The organism is Actinacidiphila sp. bgisy160 (genome assembly GCF_057707815.1).
In genome coordinates, this window is record NZ_JBYIQW010000040.1 from 13437 (window position 1) to 37743 (window position 24307).

Here is a 24307-nt window from a genome sequence, read left to right on the forward strand (position 1 = left end):
CTCGCACGCGCGCAGGCCCGAACCAAGAACCGTGGAGCGCGGGCCCTCCCCCCTCGCGGCCCGCGCCGCACGATCCCCCTCCTCCCGTCCCTATCCACCCCACAAGATCAATTCACTCCAACGGGCAGGCGCTCGGAGTGAAGAGAGGGAGCGCTCGGGGGCGCTTTCGACATGGGACCTGTTGTGTCGATCAACGGACGTCTACGGTCGAAACGGGCACTGTGGCGGGGAGGTACGCAGATGGCGGTACTGCCCGCCGATGTCGACAGGGCGCTGGTGCGCGTCCGTGACCTGGCCGGACGGCCGCGGGGGACGGGGTTTCTGGTCGAGGCGCGGGACGGGCGGGGGACGCTCGTGACGAGCCACGAGGCCGTGGACGGCCTCGTACGGCTCGTGCTGCACGCGCACGGGGAGCAGACGATCCTCGTCGAGGCGCCCGCGATCACGCCGCTGCCGGAGCTGGGGCTCGCGCTCGTGGCGACGGAGGGGCTGGACGTACCGCCGCTGCCCGTGGCCGGGTTCGCGCGGGCCGACGGGCCCGGCCGCTGCGTGCGGTTGCGCGGCGCGGCCTGGGTGAATGCCACAATCGCGGGGACGGCGCCGGTGACGTACACCGCGACGGACCGCTTCCACCTGCTCGACACGGCGTACGAGCTCATAGGTTCGCGCGGCGACGACGAGCCGCTGCGCGCGGTCGCCTCGGGGGAGCCGGTGATCGACGCGGAGACCGGTGCCGTGCACGGCCTCGTGGTGACCGCGCTGCACGCGGGGCGGCGCGCGGGTGGATTCGCCGTGCCGTTGCGGGCGCCCGCGGAAAGCGGGGTGCTCGCGGACGTGCTGGCGCGCAACGCGGCGACCGTGCCCGCGTACGGGCCGCACCTGAACATCGCCGGCGCGCTGCTGCTGAGCGCGACCTCCGTAGGCAGCGCGGCCCGGCCGCGGCCCTGGCGCGAGACCGTCGCGCGCCCGGACACGGAGGCGGAGCTGGCGCGCTTCACGGAGGAAGGACGCGCCCATGTGCTCGGCCTGGTCGGCGCCCCTGGCAGCGGCCGCACGACCGAACTGGAGGCACTGGCCGCCCGCCGCGCCGCGGGTCCGGACCCGGCGCCCACGGTGTGGCTGCGCGGGGCGGAACTGCGGGCGGCAGACGCCGGGTTGAGGGAGGCCGTGGAGCGGGCACTGGCCGCCGCGGGACGCGTCCTGCACGCCGGGAAGGCGCCGGAGCTCGCGCCGGCCGACGCGTCGCCCGATGCCGTCGCCCGCCTGGCGCGCGCCGTGGGACGGCCGCTGCTCGTCGTCCTGGACGCTCCCGAGGAGATGCCGCCGCTGCTCGCCCACGCGCTGCCCGAGTGGACCGCGGAGACGGCGCGTTGGCTGCGTGTGGCGGGGATGCGGCTGATCGTGGCGTGCCGCCCCGAGTACTGGGAGCAGGCCGGCACGCTCTTTCCGCCCGGCCTGCTCCACGACGCCGGCACCCCGCCGGGGGCCCGGCCGCTGCCCGCCTGCCTCCGCCTCGGCGCCCTGCCGGAGGAGCCGGCGAGGCTCGTCCGGGAGCGGCACGGGCTGCCCGCGGGTGCCCTCGCAGGGCAGGACGCGGTTCATCCGCTGGCGCTGCGGCTGCTGTCTGAGGTACGGGCCGCCGGAGGTGGCCTCACGGGACGGCCCGGCCGGGCCGAGGTCTTCTCGGCCCACCTGGACCTGGTCTGCCTGCGGATCGCGGGCCGCATCGCGGCCGCCGCGGCCCACGCCCCGGCCACGGAGGTACGGCGGCTGGCCGCCCGCGTCGCCGGTCAGGCGCACGAGGCGGCCCGGCGCTGCCTGGGCCCCGGGCAGGGCGAACTGGACCGCGCGTCCTTCGAGGAGCTGTTCCCGTGGCGCCCCGGGTGGGCGGCCGCGGTGCTCACGGAGGGGCTCCTGGTGCCGGCCGGCGCCGGGTACCGCTTCGCCCACGAGGAGTTCGGCGACTGGCTTCAGGGCTGCCAGCTCGACCTGGACGAGGCACTGTACGCCCTGGTCCACCGCTGGTCGGCCGGCGACCGGGACGGCTGCGCCGAGGTCCCCGTGCGGCTGCCCGCCCGGGCCGGGGCGCTGCCGCGGCACACCGCCGTGCCGCCGGTGCCGCCCGCGCCGCCGCTCGCCCCGCCCTCCGCGCCGCGCTGCCTGCCCGTGCCGCGGCACCGCATCGGCCCCGTCGTGCAGGCGCTGCTGCTCACCGCGCGCCGGCCGGGGCCGGAAACCCTCGCCCGCAGGCTGCGGCAACTGGTCCTGGTGCTCGACCGCGACGCCGCCTCGCCCGCGCCCCGCGACGGCGGGACCGTCCCGCTCGACGGTGTGCCCCGGCAGCGCGGGGAGGCCGGGGGCGCGGCGCGTACGGCGGCCCGGCGCGCGGACGCGGTGTGGTGGGCGGCGCATCTGCTGGGGGAGACCCTGCTCGGGGTGCCGGACGCGACCCCGTACCGGGACGTGCTGCGGCTGCTGGCGGAACGCGTCACCGCCCGCTCGATCGAGGCCGGTGGCTTCCACGAGGGCACGGGGCTGGGGGAGTTCGGGCCGTGGTTCTGGCGGCGGCTGCGGCTGTCCCCGGAGGAGCGCCTGGCGCTGCTGCGCCTGCTGCTGCCCGCCGACGGCCCGCCCCGCGCCGCGGACGGCCCGCGGGAGCGGTTCCTGACGGCGGCAGGCGAGGTGCTGGCGGCGGCGCCGCGGCCGTCGCTGCCCGCGCTGTGCGACTGGTTCGCCGACGAACGGCTGCTGCAGTCCGCACCCTCCGGTCCCCGGCCGACGGTCGCCACGGCGGCGCAGGCCCTGCTCCACACGCACCGGAGGCAGGCCGTGGACGACCTCACCGAGGTTCTGGCCGCCACGGACCACCCACGTGCCCGGGAGGTGCTGGCGGCCCTCGCCGAGGACGAGCCGTCCGCCGTGTGCCGCGCCGTCGACCGCTGGGCGCACGACGACCGGCCGGAGCGGCACGCCGCCGCGGCCACGTACGGCCTGCTGGCCGCCCCGCACGCCGCGCTCGCCGCCGACCGCGAGCTGCTGCGCCACGCGGCCCTGGCCATCCTGGCCCACCCCGCCGACCGTGCCCTGCACGGCGCCGCACTCGGCCTCCTGGTGCGGGACCCGGCGACCCGTTCCCTTCATCTGCGGGCCGCGCTGGACGGCTTCGCCGCGGGCGACCCGCTGCTGCCGGCCGCGGCGCTCGCCGCGGCCCTCCCCACGCACCCCGAGCAGGTGCTCGCCGCGTTCCACTCCCGGCTGCGCGAGCCCGGCCCCGGCGCCGCCGAGGTGCTGCGCGAACTGGCCGAGGTGTCCACCCCGGCGCTCGCCCGCCGGGCGGCCGCCCTGGTGTGGGACCATCTCGCTCACCGCCCGGAGGACGCCGGGCACGCGGCGGCCTACCTCGACCGCCGCCTGGAGCACGGGCCGGCCGCCCGTGCCGTCCTGCTCCCGCTGGTCACCGGACTGCTACGGGAGCACCCGCCGCAGGTGCGCAGAGTGCTGGCGCCCGTGCTGGCCGCACCGGGCAGCCATGTCTCCCGACCGCTGCGCCGGGAGCTGCTGGACGTCCTCCTGGGTCAGGAACGCGACCCGGCCGTGCTGGACGCCCTCCTCACCGCGGCCGCCGACGGGTGCGCCGGGCGGCCGGCCCGGACGACCCGCGATCTGGTGCACCGGGTCGGCCTCATGCTCTGCCGTACGCCCGAGGGTGCGGCCCTGTTCGACCGGCGGCTGGTGCAGCTGGTCAGCGGGTCGCCTGGATTCGCCCGGCAAGTGCGCGGATGGCTGACCGCGGACTGCCCCGACGGCGCGGGCCCTGGGGTCTGGGACGCGGTCATCGGCCCCAGCGCCCGGCGCATGTGCGACCAGCTGGCGCCCGCCGAGGCGGTGGGTCTGTGACCGGCCCGCACCGGCCCCGGGCTGCCCTGGTGATCAGCACGGCCGCCTGGGGCGGCACGGTCGTGTGCCACCCGGATGTGGTCCGGCTCGCGGGCGGCCCGGCCGCCGAGGACGCGCCGCAATGGCGCGGTCAACGGGGGCGCCGCGCCGGGGCGCGCCCCGGCATGGCAGGCTTGGACCTGCACATCGAAGAACCATCGGCGGTCGAGGAGCGGTCACTGTGCAGCGCTGGCGAGGCTTGGAGGACGTCCCTGAGGACTGGGGACGCAGCGTCGTCACCATCGGCTCGTACGACGGCGTCCACCGCGGGCACCAGCTGATCATCGGCAGGGCCGTGGAGCGCGCCCGTGAGCTGGGCGTCGCCTCCGTCGTCGTCACCTTCGACCCGCACCCCAGCGAGGTCGTCCGGCCCGGCAGCCACCCGCCGCTGCTTGCGGCCCACCACCGCCGCGCCGAGCTGATGGCGGAGCTGGGCGTCGACGCGCTGCTCATCCTTCCGTTCACGGCCGAGTTCTCGCGGCTCTCGCCGGGCGACTTCATCCGTACCGTGCTGGTCGACGCGCTCCGCGCGCGGGCCGTCGTCGAGGGCCCGAACTTCCGCTTCGGGCACAAGGCGGCCGGTGACGTGGAGTTCCTGGCCGCGATGGGGCTGAAGTACGACTACGAGGTGGACGTCGTCGACCTCTACCTGACGGGCGAGGCGGGCGGCGGCGAGCCGTTCTCCTCCACCATGACCCGCCGACTGATCGCCGAGGGCGACGTCGCGGGCGCCGCCGAGATCCTCGGGCGGCCGCACCGCGTCGAGGGCGTGGTCGTCCGCGGCGCGCAGCGCGGCCGCGACCTCGGCTACCCCACGGCGAACGTCGAGACGCTGCCGCACACCGCGATCCCCGCGGACGGGGTCTACGCCGGCTGGCTGCACGTCGAGGGCGAGGCCATGCCCGCCGCGATCTCCGTCGGCACCAACCCCACCTTCGACGGAACCGCCCGCACCGTGGAGGCGTACGCCATCGACCGCGTCGGGCTGGAGCTGTACGGGCTGCACGTCGCCGTCGACTTCCTCGCCTACCTGCGGGGCATGGAGAAGTTCGACACGATCGACGCGCTCCTGGAGCGGATGGCCGGCGACGTCAAGCGGGCCCGGGAACTGGTCGACGCCTACGGCGCGAAGTGAACCGGCGGCCGGTGCGCCGCTGACCGCACCGACGGGAAGGGCCCGTCCCGCCACGACGGCGGGACGGGCCCTTGCGCTCACTGCTGCTGGGTCCAGCCCGGCGGGACGGGCCCCTGCGGCGGGGGCTGCTGCCCGGACTGCGCCTCATGCGGGGGCGGGGGCGGCTGCTGGGTCCAGCCCTGGGGCATGCCGCCCTGCGCGGTCGGGGGCGGCGGGGCCGGCTGTCCGTAGGGCTGCTGCGGGTAGCCGTACCCCTGCTGGGGAGGCATCGGCTGCTGCGGCGGGTACGGCTGCTGCCCCTGCTGGGGCGGGTAGCCGCCCTGCTGCGGCGGCATCTGCTGCTGGGGCGGGTAGACGCCCTGGGCCTGCTGGGCGCGGACGAAGTCCTCGGCGACCAGCGACGCCAGGTGGAAGTACGCCTCCCGGGTCTTCGGCCGCATCATGTCGAGGTCGACCTCGGCACCCGCGGCGAGGTGCTCGTCGAAGGGCACCACGACGACGCCGCGGCAGCGGGTCTCGAAGTGCGCGACGATGTCGTCCACCTTGATCATCTTTCCGGTTTCGCGGACCCCGGAGATCACGGTGAGGCTGCGCTGCACCAGGTCGGCGTAGCCGTGCGCGCCGAGCCAGTCGAGGGTCGTGCTGGCGCTGCTGGCACCGTCCACCGACGGGGTGGAGATGATGATCAGCTGGTCGGCCAGGTCGAGCACGCCGCGCATCGCGCTGTAGAGCAGTCCGGTGCCCGAGTCGGTGAGGATGATCGGGTACTGCTGCCCGAGCAGGGCCAGCGCGCGGCGGTAGTCCTGGTCGTTGAAGGTGGTGGAGACGGCCGGGTCCACGTCGTTGGCGATGATCTCCAGACCGGAGGGCGCCTGCGAGGTGAAGCGGCGGATGTCCATGTAGCTGTTGAGCTGCGGGAGCGCCTGGACCAGGTCGCGGATCGTCGCCCCCGTCTCGCGGCGCACGCGGCGGCCGAGGGTGCCGGCGTCCGGGTTGGCGTCGATGGCGAGGATCTTGTCCTGGCGCTCGGACGCGAGCGTGGAGCCCAGGGCGGTGGTGGTCGTCGTCTTGCCGACGCCGCCCTTGAGGCTGATCACCGCGATCCGGTAGCAGGACAGCACCGGGGTGCGGATGAGGTCCAGCTTGCGCTGGCGCTCCTGCTCCTCCTTCTTCGCGCCGATCTTGAAGCGCGACGGCTGGTTGTTGTTCTTGCGTGCCTTCGGCTGCTGGCGCAGCAGGCGGTCCGAGGACAGCTCCACAGCCGCGTTGTAGCCGAGCGGCGCGCCGTGCATCACCCGCTGCTGCTGTTCCTGGCCGGGACCGGGGCCACCCCAGCCGGCGGCCGTGCGCGGGTCCACGGGCGGGGTGGGCTGCTGCTGTGGCTGGGGCTGCACCGGCGGCTGGGGCTGCGGCTGGGCGTGCGGGCCCGGGCCGGGCTGCGGGTAGCCGTAACCGTACGGCGGCGCCGGGGGATTGGGGCCGTCGGCGTAAGGCGGCACCGGCCGCTGCCCCTGCTGCGGGGCCGGCCCGGGGCCGGGTGCGGGAGCCGGGGGCTGCTGCGGGGCCGACTGCGCGTACGGCGGCATGGGCGGCTGGGGCTGGGCCTGCGGACCGGGCCCGGGCTGCGGGTAGCCGTATCCCTGCTGCGGGTACGGAGGTTGGGGCTGCGGCTGGGGAGGCTGCTGCGCGTTGGGGTCGCCCCACGGCGCGCCCTGGTCCGGCTGCGGGTAGCCGTAACCGTGCGGGGGCGGGGCGGGCTGGGGGTAGCCGTAGCCGTACGGCGGCTGCGGCGTCGGCGCGTTGGGGTCGTTCCACGGCGCGCCCTGGTGCGGCGGCTGCGGGTAGCCGTACCCCTGCTGCGGCGCGGGCGGCACCGGAGCGTGCTGCCGCGGCGCCTCCTGCGGGGTGGCCGGCTGGTACTCCGGCGGCAGCGGTGGCACCTGGGACTGCGGCGCCGGCGCGGGCGGCGGGGCGACGGGCGGCTGCGGCCCGGGCTGTTGCTCGTCGGGGGCGGGCGCGGCCTCCGCCTCGGGTGCTTCCCCGGGTTGCGGCACGGGCGGCCGCGGCAGGGCGTCCGGCTCCGCGGGCTCCGCTTCGGCGGGCTCGGCGCCGGCTGCGACCGGCGCGGACTCATCCGCCGACGGCGGTTCCGCCGACTGGGACTGCGCCGGCTGGGGCTCCACCGGCTGCGGGTGCACCGGTTGCGGTTCCTCGGCCCTGGCGGGCTCGGGGGCGGCGAAGACCGCCGCCGCGGCCGCCTCGCGGGCGGGGTCGGGGGCCACCGGAGCGGGCTGCGGTTCCGCCGGTGCAGGGACGGGCGGTTGCCCGGCCCGCGGCTGACGGGGGATCTGCGGCTCCTGCGGCGTCGCCTCGGACGCGGCCGCCACCGGCGGTGCCACGGGCGGACCCACCGGGGGCCCGACGGGCGGCGGCGGGCTCACCGCGGGACCCGGGGCCGGGGGAGCGGGCGTCGGCGCTCCTCCGCCCGCCTGCTGGGTGTACCAGGACGGCGGCGCGTAGTCGATCTGGAACTCGCCCGTGAGGTCCGCGTCGGACTGTTCCCCGTCCGGGACGGCCCCGCCCGTGCGGATGTCGTCCTGATCGCTGCTCACTGTGCCTCCTGGTCAACTGATGTACGCGCCTCTTCCGTCGGAGCGGACGCGATTCCCCCGTCTCGGAGTTCCCGCGGCACAGCCGCCGGCGGCTCACCCGAAGAGCCTAATCACCCGGCCCGCCGGTAGGGCAAGCGCCGGCGGCATGACGACCGGCACGCCGCGGTGATGCCCCCTTTGCCCCCCACGAGGGCCGTGCTGCCGGCGGGTTGACGCGACCGCTGCGGACCCCGGGACCCCTGAGCCCCATGCCCCGTGCCGCGGCGCGGAAACCGCCGCGGCACGAGCGCGTCCGGAACGCCCCGCCGGGCCGGCCCCGGATCAGTCCACGCGCCGGGCCGGGCCGAGAAGGCCGGACTCCGCGTCGGTGGGCTGCGTCATCACGAACTGCCGGTGCTTGCGCGTGCACCACATCGTCACGTTGTCGCCGAGCGTCGGCAGCGCGGCCACGTCGGCCTCCGACAGCCCCATGACCCGGCCGATGACCTCGGCCTCCTGGGGAGAGACCCGCTGCAGCCCGACCACGTCGGCGCCGGCGAGCAACCGCGGGGCCGTGGGCCCGAGGTACGGCAGCAGGGTCACGACCGACTGCCAGGACTGCGCCGCCACCCGGCTGCGCGGCGGACGGGCGCCGCAGTCACGGACGATGACGACGGGGCTGTGCACCGAGGGACCCTGCGGGGCGATCCGCCCCACCTCGTGCACCGTCACGCACTGCTGGCCGCCCCCCGCCGCCTGTGCCATCGGCGCCCACGACTGGGGCCGGGCGGTCTCCACCGCGACCCGCGCACCGGTCGCGGCCGCGCGCAGCGACAGCACCTGCGCCAGCCACATGCTGCCGACCAGCACCACGTCGAGCCGGGCCGGGCGGCTCAGCGCCAGCACGGCGGGCTGGTTGGCGGCGTCGATCCCGATGACGACACCGTCGTCACCGATCGGCAGGGACAGCCCGGAGAGCTGCCCGGGAGGCAGGGTGTGCCGGTCTCGGCGCGGCCCGAGCAGCCCGAAGGCGGCGCGCAGCGTGCGCCGTCCGGCGCCGGCGAGTGAGGAGCCGCGCGGGTCGGTGCCCTGCGGCAGGTGCGAAGGGCGGGGTTCGGCGCCGCCGGGGAGGCCGGAGCCCGCGCCGGGGCGCTGTCCGCCGAAGGCGGGAACGGTCGGAGCCGGCATCAGCGGGTACCTCCCAGGGGCAGCGTGGCGAGGATGCCGGGCACCTGCTCGCGGTCCAGCCGCACCAGGCCCAGCCGGGACGCGGTGGCGCGGCGCTCCAACTGGCGGCGCGCCTCCACCAGTTCGTTCTCGCTGCGGCCGGTCAGCCGTACGTACCCGGACAGCAGCGCCGCGCGGCTGCCGCCCGGTGCGAGGACCAGCGAGAAGGTGCTGGCCAGCGCGGGCGAGGAGGTGAGCAGGCCGACCAGATCGGGCAGCGCGGTGGCGCCGGAGCCCAGTTGCGGCCAGCGACTCACCCAGTACGTGGTGTGCCAGCGGTCGTCGCAGCGCCAGGCCCGCGCGCTCTCCGAGGTACGGCGCGCCTGGCGGCTGCCGTCGAGGGCGGCGCCACCCGTCGTGGCGAGCGGGTTCACGCAACTCGACGTCGCCACCGCGGCGATGATCTCGGGCTCGGTCAGCACACGGGCCTCCAGACCGGTGCCCACCAGCCGGCTCACCAGGTGGTCGGCGGCCCGCAGCAGGGCGCGCCGCGCTCCGGCCATGCCGCCGCCGCGCGCCCGCACCGCCTCGGGGCAGAGTTCGGGGTCGAGTTTGATCGCGATCCAGGTGAGCCGCAGCCCCGGCGTCTGGCTCTGCGCCTGCAGCGGCGCGTAGGAGCGCGCGGCCACCGCCTGCGGGGGCAGGTGCGGGGCGGGCGCGGGCTGCGTGTGCTGGACGACCTGGACCGACGCGAGCCGGATGTCGTCCACCGTCAGCAGGCCGTTCAGCAGGTCCAGGGGGAGCGAGCGGACGCCGCGGGCCGGGCGCAGCGGCTCGTCGACCGCCTGCACCTGGACGACGGCCGTCAGGAAGGTGCCGTCGCCGACCATGCCGATCTCACGCTGTTCGCGCTCGTCGGTGTACCCGTAGGTGCGCAGTGCCGGGTCGCACTCCACGACCGGCACGAAACCGGGGTCGGTGCCCTGCGGGACGCCGACGGCGTTGCGCCGCTGACGGGCCTTCAGGGCACGGGCGGCGGCCATCCACTCCGGCATCGGGCGGCCGCGCCGCCGCACCAGGCCGAACAGCACCAGCGGCAGGGCGATGACCGCGGCCACGACGGGCCCGGCCACCTTGTGGATCAGCCAGCCGCCCAGCAGCAGTGCGAGTGCCAGCTCGATCAGCACGAGCTGCTGCACCCGCACCGGGCCTATGCTCCCGGGCCTGCGGGTCATCACCGGGGCCGCCGCCCCGGCCCGCGCCGCGGGGGAGTCGCCCCGCCCGTTCCCGGGTGGTCCGGCGTACTGTTGCGATGGCTCGTCCCCCGGACTGCGCCGGGAACTCGTCGCGGTGGTCATCCCCCGTACAACCCTTCTGCTTCTGCCGGTACCTGTGCCGCGTGGGTGGCGTCCGGCGTCGTCCAGCGCTCGCTCGCGTCCGCTTCGCCCTGCCGGGGTGGGACGCTCCGGGTGCCGCTGGCGGGCCGATCGCGCTACCCCGTACCGTACGGTGCGATCGTCACACGGCATAGTAGGGGTCCCCCTCACCACAGCCGTCACCGCGCGGACCGACGGGGCCGGGGAACGCCACGACAAGGCAGCGACACACGGGGAGTTGACGCAGGGATGGCGACACGTAGGGATGAGCTGAACGCCTACTCGTTCGCGCGGAGGCGCACGGTGGCCGCGTTTCTCCAGCCCTCCCCGCACGGTTCGGAGGAGGCCGCGCCGCGACCGCTGAAGACGGTCGCCCCGAGTCTCGTCGTGGGTCTGCTGGTCGTGGTCGGCTTCGGATTCTGGGGCATATTGAAGCCCTCGGCGCCCAAGGGCTGGGACACTCCCGCCCAGAAGGTCATCGTCGGGGACGAGTCCACCACCCGTTACGTGGTGCTGAAGACCAACGGTGAGGCGCAGCTGCACCCGGTTCTCAACCTCGCCTCCGCCCGACTGCTGCTCGACCCCGAGAAGTTCGAGGTCATCAAGGTCAAGGAGTCGGTGCTCGACAACAGCGGCATGACGCTCGGCACCACCATCGGCATCCCCTACGCGCCGGACCGGCTGCCCAGTCAGGGCGACGCCGGCAAGCCCAAGACCTGGGCGCTGTGCGAGACCCCGGGCGGCGGCACGGACCGGTCGGCGCAGCGGGCGGTCCTCGTGATCAACCAGCAGAAGCCCAAGGAGGCGGCCCTCGTCGGGGGCGGGAACCGGCTCCGGGACGACGAGGCCATGTACATCGAGGTGCCCGGCGGCGCCCAGTACCTGGTGACGGACCGGGGCTTCACCTACCTGCTCGGCGGCCCCGACTGGAAGCAGGAGCCCGAACTGGTCAACACCCTTCGCCAGGTCATCTTCGGCGCCTCGGCGCAGCCGCAGAAGGTCGACGCCGACTTCCTGTCGACCCTCAACAACGTGCCGGGTGCCGCCATCTCCTTCCCGCCGGTCGACGGCATGGGCGAGTCGTCCACCGCGCCGGGCCTGAGCCCCGAGCACGCGAAGGTCGGCCTGGTGCTGAAGGCCAACGAGGACCAGTACGTGGTGCAGCGGGACCGGGTCGTGCGCGTCACGGACTTCATGGCGAAGCTGCTGCTGAACAGCCCTCAGGCGAGCTCGCTGTACAGCGGATCGCCGGAGGCGGTCTCCGTCAACGTGGGCGAAGTCACCTCGGCCCAGGCGAGCGAGACCTTCATGGACGACCTCGGCTGGCCGCAGAAGGCGGTCACGCAGGCCAACACCCAGGACGAGAAGGACGGCCGCAAGGTCGCCTGCAGCGTGTACGGCGGGGTCGACGACAAGCTGACCAAGAAGCCGGCGATGACGATGTGGGCCGGGAGGAAGTTCCCCCGGGACGTGGCGCAGAGCGGTACGAACACCTACGTCTCGCCGGGTAGCGGCCTCTTCTACAAGGCGTACGACGGCACCGACAAGCGCATCGGGTCCATCTTCCTGGTCACCGACACCGGACTGCGTTACTCGGTGCCGACGACCGGCGACAGCGACAGCGGCGGCGCCGCCAAGCAGGACGACGCGGTCGGCGTCGTGCAGACCAAGCTCGGCTACGCGAAGAACTCCCCGGTGCCGGTGCCGCGGATCTGGTCGGACCTTCTCGCGAGCGGACCGACGCTCGACGTGAACGCCGCAAAACAGGCCCAGGGCTCCTGAACTGGCATTTCCGCAAGGCTTCACGGATATTGATTGAGTATTTGACAATCCATTGGCCACGCCATCAACTCTCGTGCCAACGTGAGGGTTTGGTGATGAAGGTCAGGATCCCGATACGGATCCGGGTACCTGTTCGCCTTGTCACTGCTATTGGCTAGAGTTGAAGACCGGCGACATCTTCCGATGTACGTCGAATCCGATCTTCTACGTCTCATGGGGGACGCGACACATGGCTGGACAGCAGTTCACCATGACCGAGGAGGAGATGGTTGCTTTCAGCAACCGCATCTCCACGGTCAACTCCTCGATCCAGGGCGAGATCCGCCGCCTCCAGACCGTGATCGACACGATCACCTCCGGGTGGAAGGGCTCCGCCGCGACGGCGTACAACAACCTGCAGACGCAGGTGAACGAGGACGCCAACAAGATCAACCAGATCCTGGGCGACATCAAGGAAGCCGTGGACGCGAGCACCAAGAACTACTCCGCCTCCGAAGAGGAGCAGCGCGCGTCCATCCAGGGCATCTCGGCGCAGGGCGGCAACCCGTTCGGATGACCTTCCCCGCGCGGTGATCTGACGCCGCGCCGGCCGGATCACGCATCCGAATCCAACATCTGAGGAGACATCACATGTCCGGGCAGATCCTGGTCAACTTCCAGACCATCTCCCAGGCCGCGAGCGACGTGCGTACGACGGCCAACAACATCAAGCGCCAGCTGGACGACCTCGAGTCCGGCGTCAAGAAGATCGCGACCACGTGGGAGGGCTCCGCGCAGGAGGCCTACCGCGCCAAGCAGACCGAGTGGGACCAGCGCGCCGCGTCCATGCACCAGACGCTGGAGGCCATCGCCCGTGCCCTCGACACGGCCGCGCAGAACTACCAGGCCACCGAGAACAAGAACCGGCAGATCTGGGGCTGATTGCGCGCCTGGCCGCGTAATACGTGATGAGGGCGGGCGTGTACGGAAGACGTACGTGCTCGCCCTCATCGGCGGTTTGACCACGAACCGCGCACAACGGGAGGACGGAACACCAATGGGATCGCACGCCGTGAGGCGCACCGCCGCAATCGCCGCGACAGCGGCGCTCGCCGCCTTCGGCCCGCCGGCCTCCGGCGTCGCCTCGGCGTCGTCCGCCGGCGACGTACGCACGGTCATCGCCGACGACGGCGACGCCGAGCGCTTCCAGATCGACGACACCCAGTGCTCGTTCCCGTCCGACGTGATCAAGGGCACGCCGTGGTCGCTGCAGCGCATCGTCCTGGACCAGCTGTGGAAGGACACCCAGGGTCTCGGGGTGAAGGTCGCCGTCATCGACACCGGCGTCGACAAGAACAACCGGCAGCTCGCCACCGCCATCCAGTTCCGCGGCGGCAAGGACCTGATCGAGCGGGGCAGGACGAACGACGGCACCAAGGACCCGGTCGGCCACGGCACCAAGGTCGCCGGCATCATCGCCGCCCGGCCCTCCAGGGAAACCGGCTTCGTCGGCATCGCCCCGCGCGCGTCGATCCTCGCCATCCGCCAGAACGACAACCAGGGCGGCGGCACGGTCAGGACGATGGTCGAAGCGATCAAGTACGCCGCGGACGCCGGCGCCCAGGTCATCAACATCTCGCAGGACACCGCCACGGCGATGCCGCCCAACTCGGCGCTGGAGCAGGCCGTCAGGTACGCCCAGGAGCGCGACGCCCTGATCGTCGCCTCCGCCGGCAACGACGGCGCCGGTGGCCAGGTCAAGCTGACCTACCCCGCCTCCTACGACGGCGTCCTCGCGGTCGGCGCCTCCGACCGCGACAACGCCCGCGCCAACTTCTCCCAGCCCGGCCCCTTCGTGGGCATCGCCGCCCCCGGCGTCGACATGGTCTCCACCGTCCCCTTCGGCGGCCACTGCATCGACCAGGGCACCAGCTTCTCCGCGCCGTACGTCTCCGGTGTCGCCGCCCTCATCCGGGCCAAGCACCCGGACTGGAGCTACCGCCAGGTCATCACCCAGATCGAGCAGACCGCGGACCGCAGCAAGCCGGGCCGCGACGATTTCGTCGGCTGGGGCGTGATCGACCCCGTGGCCGCCGTCAACGACGACGCCACCACCCCGAAGGACGCCCCGACGCCGGACCCCGTCGTCAACGCCGGCGCCCGGGAGAAGATCGAGGCGGCGACCGTCATCCTCGGCGAGAGCCCCCAGGAACGCACCGAGCGCTACGCCGTGTACACGGTCGGCGGCGCGGTCGGCGGTGTCGCGCTGCTCGTGGGCGGCGGCGTGGTGCTCGGCGACTGGCGTCGCAAGCGAGGGATCAACACATGAGTAGGAACGGGGAAGCGACACGATGAGTGACCAGTACAAGGTCGATCTGAGTGAGCTTGAGGACACGATCACCAAGCTCAACGGCGTCATCAGCCAGCTGGGTGTGGCCAACGTCTGCGCCAAGAACGACACCTACCTGCCGCCCGGCGCGCTCGGCGCCGGTTTCGAAGAGGCCGAGAAGCTGGCGCGTGCGCACGAGGACATGAAGACGCACATCGAGGCGGTCGTCACCTACATCCACGGTGTCATGAACGATTTCGGCGACAAGACGAAGAAGGTCCACGGCCACTATTCGGACGCCGAGTACGACGCGCAGGGCGGCATGTCCGGGTCCGGTCGGTGAACGGGGCCATGAGCGTCGCCGAGGCCGCAGCAGTCAGGGCAGTGAGGAACGTCGTGCCGGTCGCCAAGGGGGTAACGCACCATGACTGACAACGCGGGGACGTACTACGAGTACAACGCCCCGACCCAGTGCTACGCCGGTGAGCACACCACCGACTTCGCCGGCAGCAAGAACATGGACCAGATGAAGGGCATGCTCGCCAACGCCGACCATGTCGAGGTCGAGTCCTGCGCCAAGGGCTGGATGGACGTGCACGACCAGCTGGTCGTGGGTTCGGGCAGCGCCAAGTCGGTGTTCGACGCGGCGGTCGAGCACATCACCCAGCACTGGGACGGCGCGGCGGCCGAGGGCTTCAAGGCCCAGGCCAGGGTCATCAGCAAGATGATCAGCGACTGCTCGACGTACGCACGGTACACGTCGCAGGCGATGACCAACGCGGCGTCCATCCTGAAGGCGATCAAGCCGCAGGTCGACGCGATGGAGAAGCCCGGCACCCTGTCCAGCTGGGGCGACGCCCTCGGCGACGGGTTCGACCGCAGCGACGCGCAGCTTCACGCCGACCTCGGCAACGGGATGGGCACGCAGTCCGCCCTCGACAAGAACCGCGGTTCGCTGTCGGCGGGCAAGGAAGCGCAGCTCGAGATGGCTGTGAAGATGGAGCAGCTCGGCGCGGGCTACAACGCGCAGTCCATGTCGATGGGGTCGTGGACGAAGAAGCCGATGCCCAAGCGTTACGACGAGAAGGACGACTACCCGGGTGACCCGGGCGGCGTCGCCCCCGTGCCCATGCCGATTCCTGCCGAGGTCGGCAGTCCCCGTCCCAGCGACGCAGGCCGCGGCAGGACGGGAGGCACCACCGGCACCCTCACGCCGTCGCGTGACGTGCAGTCGCCGCGTGAATCCGGCATCACCGGTGGCGTGCAGAAGCCGGTGGCCAGCACCAAGCCGCAGGTCGGCACTGCAATCGACGGCATCGCCGGGGGCACGACCGGCGCCGGCGGGTACGGCGGCGGGACCGCGGGCGTCGGAGGCGGAGCCGGCGGTGCCGGCGGCGTGGGTACCGGAGGCACGGCCGGTGCCGGTGGTTACGGCGGTGCCGGCGCGGGTGTTCTGGGCGGCCTCGGTGGGCGCGGCGCCATGGCGGGCGGCGCGGGTGCGGGTGGCGCCGGTCGTGGTGGCGCCGCGGGCCGGAGCGGTATGCCGGGCGCCGGTGGCGCGGGGGCAGGTGCGGGCGGCAGGGGCGGCGCGGCCGCCGGCCGCGGCGGCAGCCTCGCCCGACGCGGCGGCGGCGTCGTCGGTGCCGCCAAGGGCACCGGCTCGGGCACCCGCGGTACGCCGGGCGGCTCGGGCCTGCACAGGAGCCGTGGCGCGGCGGGAGCCGGCGGCGGCAGCAACGTCGGCAAGGGCGCGAACCGCATGATGGGCCGCGGCCAGACCGACCGTGCGGACGAGGAAGAGGGGCGCGAGGGGGAGCGTCCCGACTACCTGGTCGAGGACGAGGAGACCTGGACGCCCGAGCGCAACAACGCTCCCCGGGTCATCGAGTAGCGACGACGCGGCAGCATGTAGAACAGTGTGGGGGCTCGGCCGGCGAAGCCGCAGCCCCCACATCGCCTGAGAGAGGACAAAGGATGGCCTTCACACGGACGCTGCGCTCGGTGGGCGGCGTTGTGCTCGCGGGTGCGCTGATCTTCGCCGCTGCACCGGCCGCTTCGGCGGACCAGACCAGAGAAGACCAGTGGCCGCTGGAGGCCTTCGACGCGGCATCCATCTGGAAGGTCTCGAAGGGCAAAGGCGTCACCGTCGCTGTCATCGACTCCGGTGTCAATGCCGGTCACGTCGACCTCAAGGGCAATGTGATCGAGGGGAAGGACTTCATCGACGGCGGGTCCACCGCTCCCGACCCCGGCGACGATCACGGCACCGCCATGGCCTCGATCATCGCCGCCCATGGCCACGGCGCGGGTGGGGCCGACGGCGTCATGGGGCTCGCTCCCGAGGCCAAGATCCTCGACATCCGCGACGACGGACATCGCGACAGCGGGTTCGCCGAGTCGATCCGTTATGCCGTCGACCACGGAGCCTCCGTCATCAACGTCTCGTCCGGAGGCGCGGCCAAGGTCGAGGCGGAGGCGGATGCCGTCGCCTACGCACTCAAGAAGAACGTCGTCGTGGTCGCTGCCTCCGGCAACGAGGGTTCCGAGGTGAGCTACCCGGCGGGTCACCCCGGTGCGATCGCGGTGGGCGGAGTCAAGAACAACGGTGAAATCTGGGAGAAGTCCAACTTCGGCTCCGCGCTGCTGCTTTCGGCACCCGGAACCTTCATCGTGAGCGCCGGCGGCAAGAACAACGCGGCCTACCGCTCCGGCACCGGGACCTCGGACTCGAGCGCGTTCGTATCCGCGGCTGCGGCCCTCCTCCGGGCCAAGTTCCCGGACCTGAGCGCCGGGCAGATCGTCAACCGCCTGACCAGGTCCGCCGGCCTGCCCGCGTCGGAGAAGGGACTCTCCCTTCCCGACGAGCACTACGGCTACGGCTACATCCAGCCCCTCGCGGCGCTCACCCGGGACATCCCCGCGGGGCCAACCTACGGGCCCCTCAAGGTGCCGGAGTCGCTGCAGGCCGGGCAGAGCGGTGACGGCACGGGCGCCACGGACAATCCCTCCGCCTCCGCGCCCGACACCACCGGCGGGGGCATGAGCGATGACGAGCAGGCGGCCGCCGACCGCAAGCAGGTCATCGCGCTCAGCGTGATCGGCCTGGTGGGTCTCCTGGTGCTCGCCCTCGTCGTCTTCCTGATCGTGAAGCTCGCGCGCCGCAACAAGGGCAACAACGGTGGCGGCCCGGGCGGGCCCGGCACACCCGCGGGTTGGGGCGGCAGCGGTCAGCCGCAGTACGGCCGGACGCCGCACCAGCAGCAGCACCCGGGCCAGGGCGGCAATCCGTACCAGCAGCAGCCGCAGGGCCCGGGACAGTGGTCGAACCAGTAGCCGGGGCCCGATAGCGGCCCTGTGAACGGCAAACGGGGTGCAGTCCACGTCTTCCGGACCACGGCCGGCGCGGGCGGCCATTCGCCACGCCGCCGGGCCGGCGACATCGCGCCCCCTCCCCCACGAGCAGAGGCGGAGATGAACCCGACGAACCCGGGCAGTGCGAGCAACCACCAGTACGTCGTTCCCCCGCAAGGCGCGGCCGTCGACCGGGCGCCGTACTCGGTGTTCGTCAGCGCCCGTGGGCTGGCGGGTCACGAGCGGAGGGCGGCGGACGGCGCCCCCGCGGCGACCGTCGAGCGGACGGGGGAGGGCGGCGCGCGGGGCGGTGTCGTGGCCGACGTCCACGTCATGGCGGGGGCGGGGCGAGCGGCGGACGGGACGTGGCCTGGGTTCGCGTTGGTCGGTGCCGGTGACGGGGCGACGGTGTGCACGGTGCATCCCGTGGGCCCGCAGGCGTACGAGGTGCGGGCCGGCGATGGTGCGCCGCTGGGGCGGCTGACCCGGCGGGCGGGCGGCTTCCTGCCGCCCCGGCGGGTGCGGTGGACCGCGGAGGCGGTCCTCGGGCCCACGTGGACCGGCGCGGTCGGCCCGCGCAGCGCCTGGGCGGCGTACGTCCTGCTGTCGCCGGCGTGGTTCCCGCTGTGGCTGGTCCTGGTGGCGTACTCGTACGTGGACGCCCTGCTGGACGGCGGCCGCGCGGACTGGGCCGTCCGGCTCACCGGTCCGGTCCGTACGCGCTGGCGGGCCGCGGGGGGCGGTGGCGGGCTCGGCTTCAAAGGCCCGCGCTACCGGATCGAGCCGGACCGCATCGACCACCGCCTCGCCCTCGCGCAGGCGGTACTGCACGCCTCGGACCGCTGACCGTCCGGGGAACTTCGGAATGACCACGGGGAGACAGATGTCCGACTTCAGGATCGACGTCGATCGCATGCGGGACCTGGTCAACAAGCTGGACCAGGCCGACGACCGCATGCGCGGGGTCTGCGAGCGGCTCAAGAAGGTCGGGCCCAACGGCCTGGGCACCGACGACCTGGACGACGCCTGCGACGAGTTCCAGTCGCAGTGGGGTGACGGCATCAAGCGGATCGCCGACGCCTCCAAGACGATGCACGACAAGCTCGAGCTGACGCTGGAGGCGTACACCGCCAACGAGGACGAGACGAAGAAGGTCTTCGACGGCAAGTAGCCGTCGGCCGGCCACAGGGAACGGTACCGGGAGAACGGGGAGAACGGGGAAGAGATGGGTTCGGACGCGAACTGGCCCGGGCTGGGCTTCAATCCCGCCAAGGGCGAACTGCACACCGTCCAGTCGCTGGCGTACGACGTGAAGTCGGTCGGTGACGAACTGGACGACCTGCACCGCCTGCTCACCGACATAGGCAGGACGGACGGGGTCTGGGAGGGCCAGGCGGCGCAGGGCTTCTCGCGCAAGCTCGGGGAACTGCCCAGGTACCTGAAGCAGGGCACGCAGTCGATGCACGACTGCGCCAAGGCCCTCAACACCTGGCACACGCAGCTCACCGACTTCCAGCAGCGGGCGAGGGCCCTGGAGTCGGACGCGGTCGAGGCGCGTGCGCGGGTGGCGGCGAAGACCGCGGCCAACGACCGCGTCAACGACAGGATCAACCAGATCAACCTCTCGGGCAGGCTGCTCACCGAGGCCGAGGCCGCGCAGTTGCGCGAGGAGAGCAGTTCCGCGGTGAGCGCCGCCAACGCGGCGGTCGACGCGCTCGACAAGATCATCGACCAGGCGGAGAAGCTCCAGGCGAACTGGAAGGACCGTGCGGGTGAGGCGGAACGGGCGATCCTGAAGGCCTCCGAGAACCACCCGCCGGACCTCCACTGGTGGGACCGCGCCCTGGACGGGCTGACGGGCGCCTGGCGCGACTTCAAGGACTGGCTGGTGGAGAACGCGGACCTGCTCTCGACCATCTCCAGCGCACTGGCCGCCGCCGCGCTCGCCATGCAGTTCATCCCGGTGATCGGCCAGGCGGCCGGCGCCGTACTCGGCACCGCCTCCGTGATCTGTGCCGCGGGTGCCCTGGCGGGCCACTGGATGGGCAACGCGCGCGGCAACGGCACACCCGCGTGGAAGATCGGGCTCGATGCGCTGGGCGTGATGCCGGGTGTCGGCGCGGGCGTGAAGGGCTTCCTGTCCTTCGGCAAGGCGGCGAAGGCTGCCGCGGGTACCGGCCGGCTGGCCCGGATGATGGAGGGCGGCATGGAGGGGCTGAACAACCCCCTCAGCATGAAGATGGCGAACAAGGTCGCCGGGATGTTCGGCAAGGAGATCAACACCGTGGGCACCCAGCTCGTCATGAAGACGGGCTCCGCCCTGCACGGCGCGTACAAGTGGGCGACCGGCGGGGACGAGGGACGGGCACCCGCCGCGGCCCCCGCCGCGCCGGCCACGCCGACGGCGCGGGCCGACGTGTCGATCCAGCCCTACCCGGCGACCTCCCGCCCGTTCCACAGCGCACTGGCGGCGTGACCATGACCGACCTCGTGCCCGTCGAGGGCGGCGGGAAGCTGCACGTCGGCTGGTTCATGCCGCCCTTCTTCCACGAGCTGCCCGTCGACACCGACGACCCGGACGAGGGCGCGCGCCGCCTCGTCGCCACGGCCAAGGAGGTCCTCGCGAACGGCAGCGAGGACGAGCAGATGCGCATGGCGCTCCTGTACGCGAGCATCATGGGCGACCTGCGTGACGCGGGTGCCTGCTACGCCGGCTTCTGCGTCCTGGACATGGACGGCCGCAACAGCACGGCCACCGTCGCGGTGTATCGGACACCGCTGCCGGAGGAGACGACCGCGGCCGAGGCCGTGCCGGAGATGCTCGCCGCCTTCTCGCGTGCCTACCCCGAGGACGACGTCCAGGTCAGCGAACTCCCCTGCGGCCGGCCGGGAGTGGTGCGGATCGGCTCCGCGCCCTTCGATCTGCCTGCCGAACTCTCCCCGTCGGGGGAGGCTGTTGCCGTGGACCGTGGCCTGATCCAGGTGTACGTCCCGCTGCCCAACGACGCGGAGATGGTGACCTTCGAGCTGAGCACCCCGTCCATGGAGGACTGGGACCTGTACTCGGAGCTCTTCGCCGAGATCGTGCGCGGTCTCGACTGGGGCACCGAGGAGGAGGTGGCGCTGGCCACCGCCCTCGAGCAGGTCCCGGCGCCGCAGGAACCGCCCGCGCCGGAACCGGAGGTAGCGCGGGGGCTGTACGACCGCTCCAGCCGCTTCCTGGACGCGCTCGGCGTGCGCGGGCGTATGGACCGGGGGAACGAGCTGACGGCGGTCACCTGCCCCGATTGCTGGGGAAAGGGACTGCGTTCCGCCTGCTCGGCCCGCCACCGCTGGCGGATCGACGAGGTGGAGGAGGCGCTGCTGGCCCCGGCCGTCGCGCGGGTGGAGGCGTTCGCCGCCCAGGGCGGCTGGACTGTCGCCGACGCGGCCGGGCTGCGCCTGACCGTCCACGAGGAGGGCGAGGGGGCGCACCGGGTCACGGTGACGGCCGTCGCAGGGGAGGGCCGTATCACCGTCGAGGTGCTCGCCCCCTGCCACCGCACGGTCCGGCCCCCGTCCGGTTCGGCGTTCGGCTGACCTCCCGCGCCCCCGACGGGCGGCCGGGTCCGTGCCGTGCGGCCCCGCGCCGCCGTCCATCGCCCCGCGCGGCGGCGCGGATCACGCCCGGTCAGCCCGCGGACCGCTTCAGGGTCGGAGCCGTACGGGGAAGGGCATCGGCGTCGAGGCACTTCGCGGAGTGCCCCGCCACGTAGCGCGCGGCGTCGGCGGCGAGCTCCGCCATGGCCTCGCGCGCCTTGCGGGCCTCCTCTTCGCCTTCGCGCAGGGCCGGGGCGGCGACACTGATGTACAGGGCGTACCCGCCCTTCTCCCCCTGGCCCGGCGCGGTGCCGGCGAGCGTGCAGGGGGCGGTCAGGGCGGCGAGTTCCGTGCCGCCGCCGGAGGTGACGTAGCCACGGGCCGGGCCCCAGTCGAGGGCGGCACCGCCGGCTCTCACCCGCTGGGCGACGGCCTGTTCGTCGATGAGGTCCTCGCGCAGGGCGGACCGGATCTGGACGGCCTCGCCGTCGATGAGCAGCGAGCAGTACTCCCCGTCCTCGCCCACCGACCGCTCCGTGAGCGGTGCCTTGAGGCCGCCTCCGCCGCTCTCGGTCTCCACGACCTCGGAGCGGGGCGGCTGATGGAACAGGGCTATCGGCTTCGTGGACACCGAGGTGCCGCAGAGCCCGGCGGGCAGCGCGGGCGAGGACGACGGGCTCGGGGGCCCCGCTTGGGTTCCCCGGCCGGACGTGCAGGCGACACCCGCGGACGCCATGAGCAGGAGGCCCGTGAGGACCTGGACCGTCTTCTTCGTCACTGCGTGTCTTCCCTCGTGGTCAGCCATGCCGGGAGTCCTCGGCCTTGGCGCCGGCCGCGTGACTCTGCTGGGCCTCGCGTCCGGCGGTGTCCTGCAGATCGCTGATGGTTTCCGTCCCGTGGTGACCGTGCGCGCCGGCCTGCCGTACCGCCTCCCTGGCGGACCGCACGGCCTCCTCCTGGCCGTCGCTGTAGCCGCGTCCGGCCTCGTGCTCGGCCTCCGTGGAGCTGTCCTGCTTGATGGACTCCAGCACGCTGCTCTGCACGTCCTCGATCATCCAGCCCGCGACGTCCCCGACGACGGGCACCTTGATCGCGCCGGTCACCAGTCCCGCGCCCCGCCCGACCCATTTGCCGACGTCTTCGCTGTTCTTGTTGAAGTCCTCGTCCTCCGCGCGCTTGGTGTCCCACACCGCGTCCGCGCGTGCCTCGCTCATGATGCCCGCGACGGTCGCCCCCGGGTGGACGGCGCTGGCCACCCGGTCGCTGACGGGCACATGGGTGTCGGTCTCCCCGTTCATGGCCCGGTCCACCAGACCCGTGGTGTACGCCTGCTGGGACGCGGTGATGGCCCGGTAGGCGTCGGGGTCCTGCCCGACCTCCGCGAGGAAGGCCTGCGTGGCGGCCCGGTCGAGATGCGCGGACGCTCCGTGAACGGGCAGGTCGTCGTCCCCCGAGACACCCCGCTGGACGTCACCCATGTAGCCGGCCGCGATGTGCCCCAGGCTGTCGCGCATCGGCTCCAGGGGCGCGCCGTCCTTGCCGTTGAGGAGTTCACCGCCGCCCTCGCCGCCGAACTTCTCCACGATGTCGTTCACCAGCCCGGCCTGCGCCTGGCTGTGCTCGGGCATGTCCGAGCCCTCGTAGTCGTACGCCACGCCGCTGGTCGCCGCCTCCAGGGCGTGGCCCAGGGCGTCGGGGCCGTGCGCGGTGGCCTTGGCGCTCTCGTCGAGGTCGCGGCTGGCCGTGTCGGGGACCCAGTCGCGGTCGGGGTCGGTGAAGTAGTCCAGGTAGGAGCCGACGTCCTTCTTCCCGTCGCCGTGGTCCACCCTGACCTCCCCGTCCGGATCGACGGTGCCGTCGCGGTGGTAGGCGACCACGTCGCCGGTGAAGAAGTCCTCGGCCGCCCCGGGGCTGTGGCCGAGGCCCTCCAGGATGCCGGTCATGGGGTCGAAGCCGTCGCCGCCCTTGCCGGAGGGGTTGGACGTGATGTCCTCGTTCAGCGAACCGCGCGGGGAGTTCTCGATCCAGATGCCGGGGTTCTCCGCTTCCAGGGAGACCGCGTGCTGCGCGATCGGCGTGAGGAAGCGCGAGTCGTACTCGCCGTACCGCAGGATGCCGCCCAGGACCTGGTAGCCGTACGGCTGGTACGGGTAGCCGGGGTTGTCGCTGACCGTGAACTTCTGGGCGCCCTGGGCGCGCAGCTCCGCGTTCCACGCGTCGGACAGGTGTGGCTGCTTGTCCGGGTCGGTGGCGGTGGCCAGGGAGTAGCCGAGGTTCTTCTGGAGTTCCTGCACTTCCTTGAAGCGCTTGGAGTCCGGTTCCTCGTCGGCCTGGGCGGTGAGGTTCGCGTAGAAGTCCAGGGTCTTGCGCGGCCCGAGCCTGTCGTAGAAGCCGGTGGTGAAGTCGGAGTCCTTGCTGTTGGCGTGGAGGATCCGGTTCAGCTTGTCGAGTTCGGCGTCCGTCGCCTGGTCGCCCTTGGCGGCGATGGCGGTGGCCTGGTCGATCTCCACGGCGTCGAGGCTGGTGTAGACGCTGGTGTTGAACGATCTGCTGTCGCCGTTGGCGTCGCGCTCGAGGGCGGCGCTCGCGGCCTCGTCGGCGGCGGTGGCCTGTTCGAGCACGCTCTTCAGGCGTGCGGACAGCGAGTCCAGCTTCTCCTTGCGCTCGGTGGCGAAGCCCGGGGAGGCGGAGGCGGTCGGGCTGTCCCAGCGGGAGTCGACGTCCTGGATCGCGCCGTCATCGCAGACGCGGAAGCTGTCGCGGCGGGCCTCGTCGAGCAGGGTGCGCAACTGCCTCTGGTAATGGGAGAACTCGGTATGGGCGTCCTGGAGCAGTTTGGCGACCCGGCCGGCCTCGGTGGCGGCGTTCTCGTACTCGGTGCGGGCCTTGCCCATGGTGGCGAAGGCCGCGGTCGCGGCGTCGCCCTCCCAGTGGCCTTTGAGGTGGTTGATGACGCGCTGCTCGAACTCGTGCTGGAGGGCCTCGTACTTGGCGGGCAGCGCGCCCCACGAGGCGGCGGCGTCGGCCAGTGGGCCGAGGTCGGCCTTGTCGAGGTAGGGGATGGACACCATGTGTGCGTCAG

At 73.1% G+C, this 24307-nt stretch carries 18 protein-coding genes; 13 read left to right on the forward strand and 5 right to left on the reverse strand.

The genetic code is table 11. The annotated features are described in order from the left end of the window. The first annotated feature begins 240 nt into the window (after positions 1–240). Together AC3EUJ_RS26465 and AC3EUJ_RS26470 are read left to right on the forward strand one after the other, a co-directional pair. The gene (locus AC3EUJ_RS26465) at positions 241–3897 is read left to right on the forward strand and encodes a serine protease (protein WP_431965531.1); all 3657 of its coding nucleotides are present in this window, start codon (positions 241–243) and stop codon (positions 3895–3897) included. Positions 3898–4117: 220 nt separating this feature from the next. Then, positions 4118–5071, forward strand: coding sequence for a bifunctional riboflavin kinase/FAD synthetase (locus tag AC3EUJ_RS26470; protein WP_431965533.1), 954 nt, complete (start codon positions 4118–4120; stop codon positions 5069–5071). Positions 5072–5148: 77 nt separating this feature from the next. Here AC3EUJ_RS26470 and AC3EUJ_RS26475 read toward each other — a convergent pair whose 3' ends face one another. The 3 genes from AC3EUJ_RS26475 to eccE form a co-directional block, all read right to left on the reverse strand. Then, on the reverse strand, positions 5149–7683 hold the full coding sequence (locus AC3EUJ_RS26475) for an SCO5717 family growth-regulating ATPase (protein WP_431965535.1): 2535 nt from the start codon (positions 7681–7683) through the stop codon (positions 5149–5151). Positions 7684–8004: 321 nt separating this feature from the next. Continuing rightward, a complete protein-coding gene (locus AC3EUJ_RS26480) occupies positions 8005–8850 on the reverse strand; it encodes a hypothetical protein (protein ID WP_431965537.1) in 846 nt (281 codons plus the stop codon). Beyond that, positions 8850–10187 carry a type VII secretion protein EccE gene (eccE, locus tag AC3EUJ_RS26485; RefSeq protein ID WP_431965539.1) on the reverse strand — a complete coding sequence of 446 codons (1338 nt, stop codon included), beginning with the start codon at positions 10185–10187 and terminating at the stop codon, positions 8850–8852. The genes AC3EUJ_RS26480 and eccE overlap by 1 nt, the downstream gene beginning before the upstream one ends. Before the next feature lie 267 nt (positions 10188–10454). On the opposite strand from eccE, the gene eccB reads away from it, so the two are divergent. The 11 genes from eccB (at position 10455) to AC3EUJ_RS26540 (ending at position 21225) form a co-directional block, all read left to right on the forward strand. Then, positions 10455–11987: a type VII secretion protein EccB gene (gene eccB / locus AC3EUJ_RS26490; RefSeq protein ID WP_431965541.1), complete on the forward strand. Its 1533-nt coding sequence runs from the start codon at positions 10455–10457 to the stop codon at positions 11985–11987. A gap of 229 nt (positions 11988–12216) precedes the next feature. Further along, positions 12217–12543: a WXG100 family type VII secretion target gene (locus tag AC3EUJ_RS26495; protein ID WP_431965543.1), complete on the forward strand. Its 327-nt coding sequence runs from the start codon at positions 12217–12219 to the stop codon at positions 12541–12543. 74 nt (positions 12544–12617) lie between these two features. Beyond that, on the forward strand, positions 12618–12908 hold the full coding sequence (locus tag AC3EUJ_RS26500; protein WP_431965545.1) for a WXG100 family type VII secretion target: 291 nt from the start codon (positions 12618–12620) through the stop codon (positions 12906–12908). A gap of 115 nt (positions 12909–13023) precedes the next feature. After that, positions 13024–14295: a type VII secretion-associated serine protease mycosin gene (mycP, locus tag AC3EUJ_RS26505; protein WP_431965547.1), complete on the forward strand. Its 1272-nt coding sequence runs from the start codon at positions 13024–13026 to the stop codon at positions 14293–14295. A 22-nt stretch (positions 14296–14317) separates the two neighbouring features. Continuing rightward, the gene (locus AC3EUJ_RS26510; protein ID WP_431965549.1) at positions 14318–14638 is read left to right on the forward strand and encodes a hypothetical protein; all 321 of its coding nucleotides are present in this window, start codon (positions 14318–14320) and stop codon (positions 14636–14638) included. Between the two features lie 81 nt (positions 14639–14719). Further along, the gene (locus AC3EUJ_RS26515; protein WP_431965550.1) at positions 14720–16186 is read left to right on the forward strand and encodes a hypothetical protein; all 1467 of its coding nucleotides are present in this window, start codon (positions 14720–14722) and stop codon (positions 16184–16186) included. An 83-nt stretch (positions 16187–16269) separates the two neighbouring features. Continuing rightward, positions 16270–17628 (forward strand): S8 family serine peptidase, encoded by a 1359-nt coding sequence (locus AC3EUJ_RS26520; RefSeq protein WP_431965552.1) that lies wholly within the window; start codon positions 16270–16272, stop codon positions 17626–17628. A 138-nt stretch (positions 17629–17766) separates the two neighbouring features. Continuing rightward, positions 17767–18492, forward strand: a complete 726-nt coding sequence (locus tag AC3EUJ_RS26525; protein ID WP_431965554.1) for a hypothetical protein — start codon at positions 17767–17769, stop codon at positions 18490–18492. Between the two features lie 37 nt (positions 18493–18529). After that, positions 18530–18817, forward strand: a complete 288-nt coding sequence (locus AC3EUJ_RS26530) for a WXG100 family type VII secretion target (RefSeq protein ID WP_431965556.1) — start codon at positions 18530–18532, stop codon at positions 18815–18817. Positions 18818–18871: 54 nt separating this feature from the next. Then, positions 18872–20122: a hypothetical protein gene (locus AC3EUJ_RS26535; RefSeq protein WP_431965558.1), complete on the forward strand. Its 1251-nt coding sequence runs from the start codon at positions 18872–18874 to the stop codon at positions 20120–20122. Positions 20123–20124: 2 nt separating this feature from the next. After that, on the forward strand, positions 20125–21225 hold the full coding sequence (locus AC3EUJ_RS26540) for a hypothetical protein (protein ID WP_431965613.1): 1101 nt from the start codon (positions 20125–20127) through the stop codon (positions 21223–21225). A 91-nt stretch (positions 21226–21316) separates the two neighbouring features. On the opposite strand, the gene AC3EUJ_RS26545 is transcribed toward AC3EUJ_RS26540, so the two are convergent. Both AC3EUJ_RS26545 and AC3EUJ_RS26550 read right to left on the reverse strand, forming a co-directional pair. Next, on the reverse strand, positions 21317–22003 hold the full coding sequence (locus AC3EUJ_RS26545; protein ID WP_431965560.1) for a hypothetical protein: 687 nt from the start codon (positions 22001–22003) through the stop codon (positions 21317–21319). A 19-nt stretch (positions 22004–22022) separates the two neighbouring features. Then, complete coding sequence (locus AC3EUJ_RS26550) at positions 22023–24296, reverse strand: hypothetical protein (RefSeq protein WP_431965562.1); 2274 nt, start codon at positions 24294–24296, stop codon at positions 22023–22025. Positions 24297–24307: the final 11 nt, after the last annotated feature.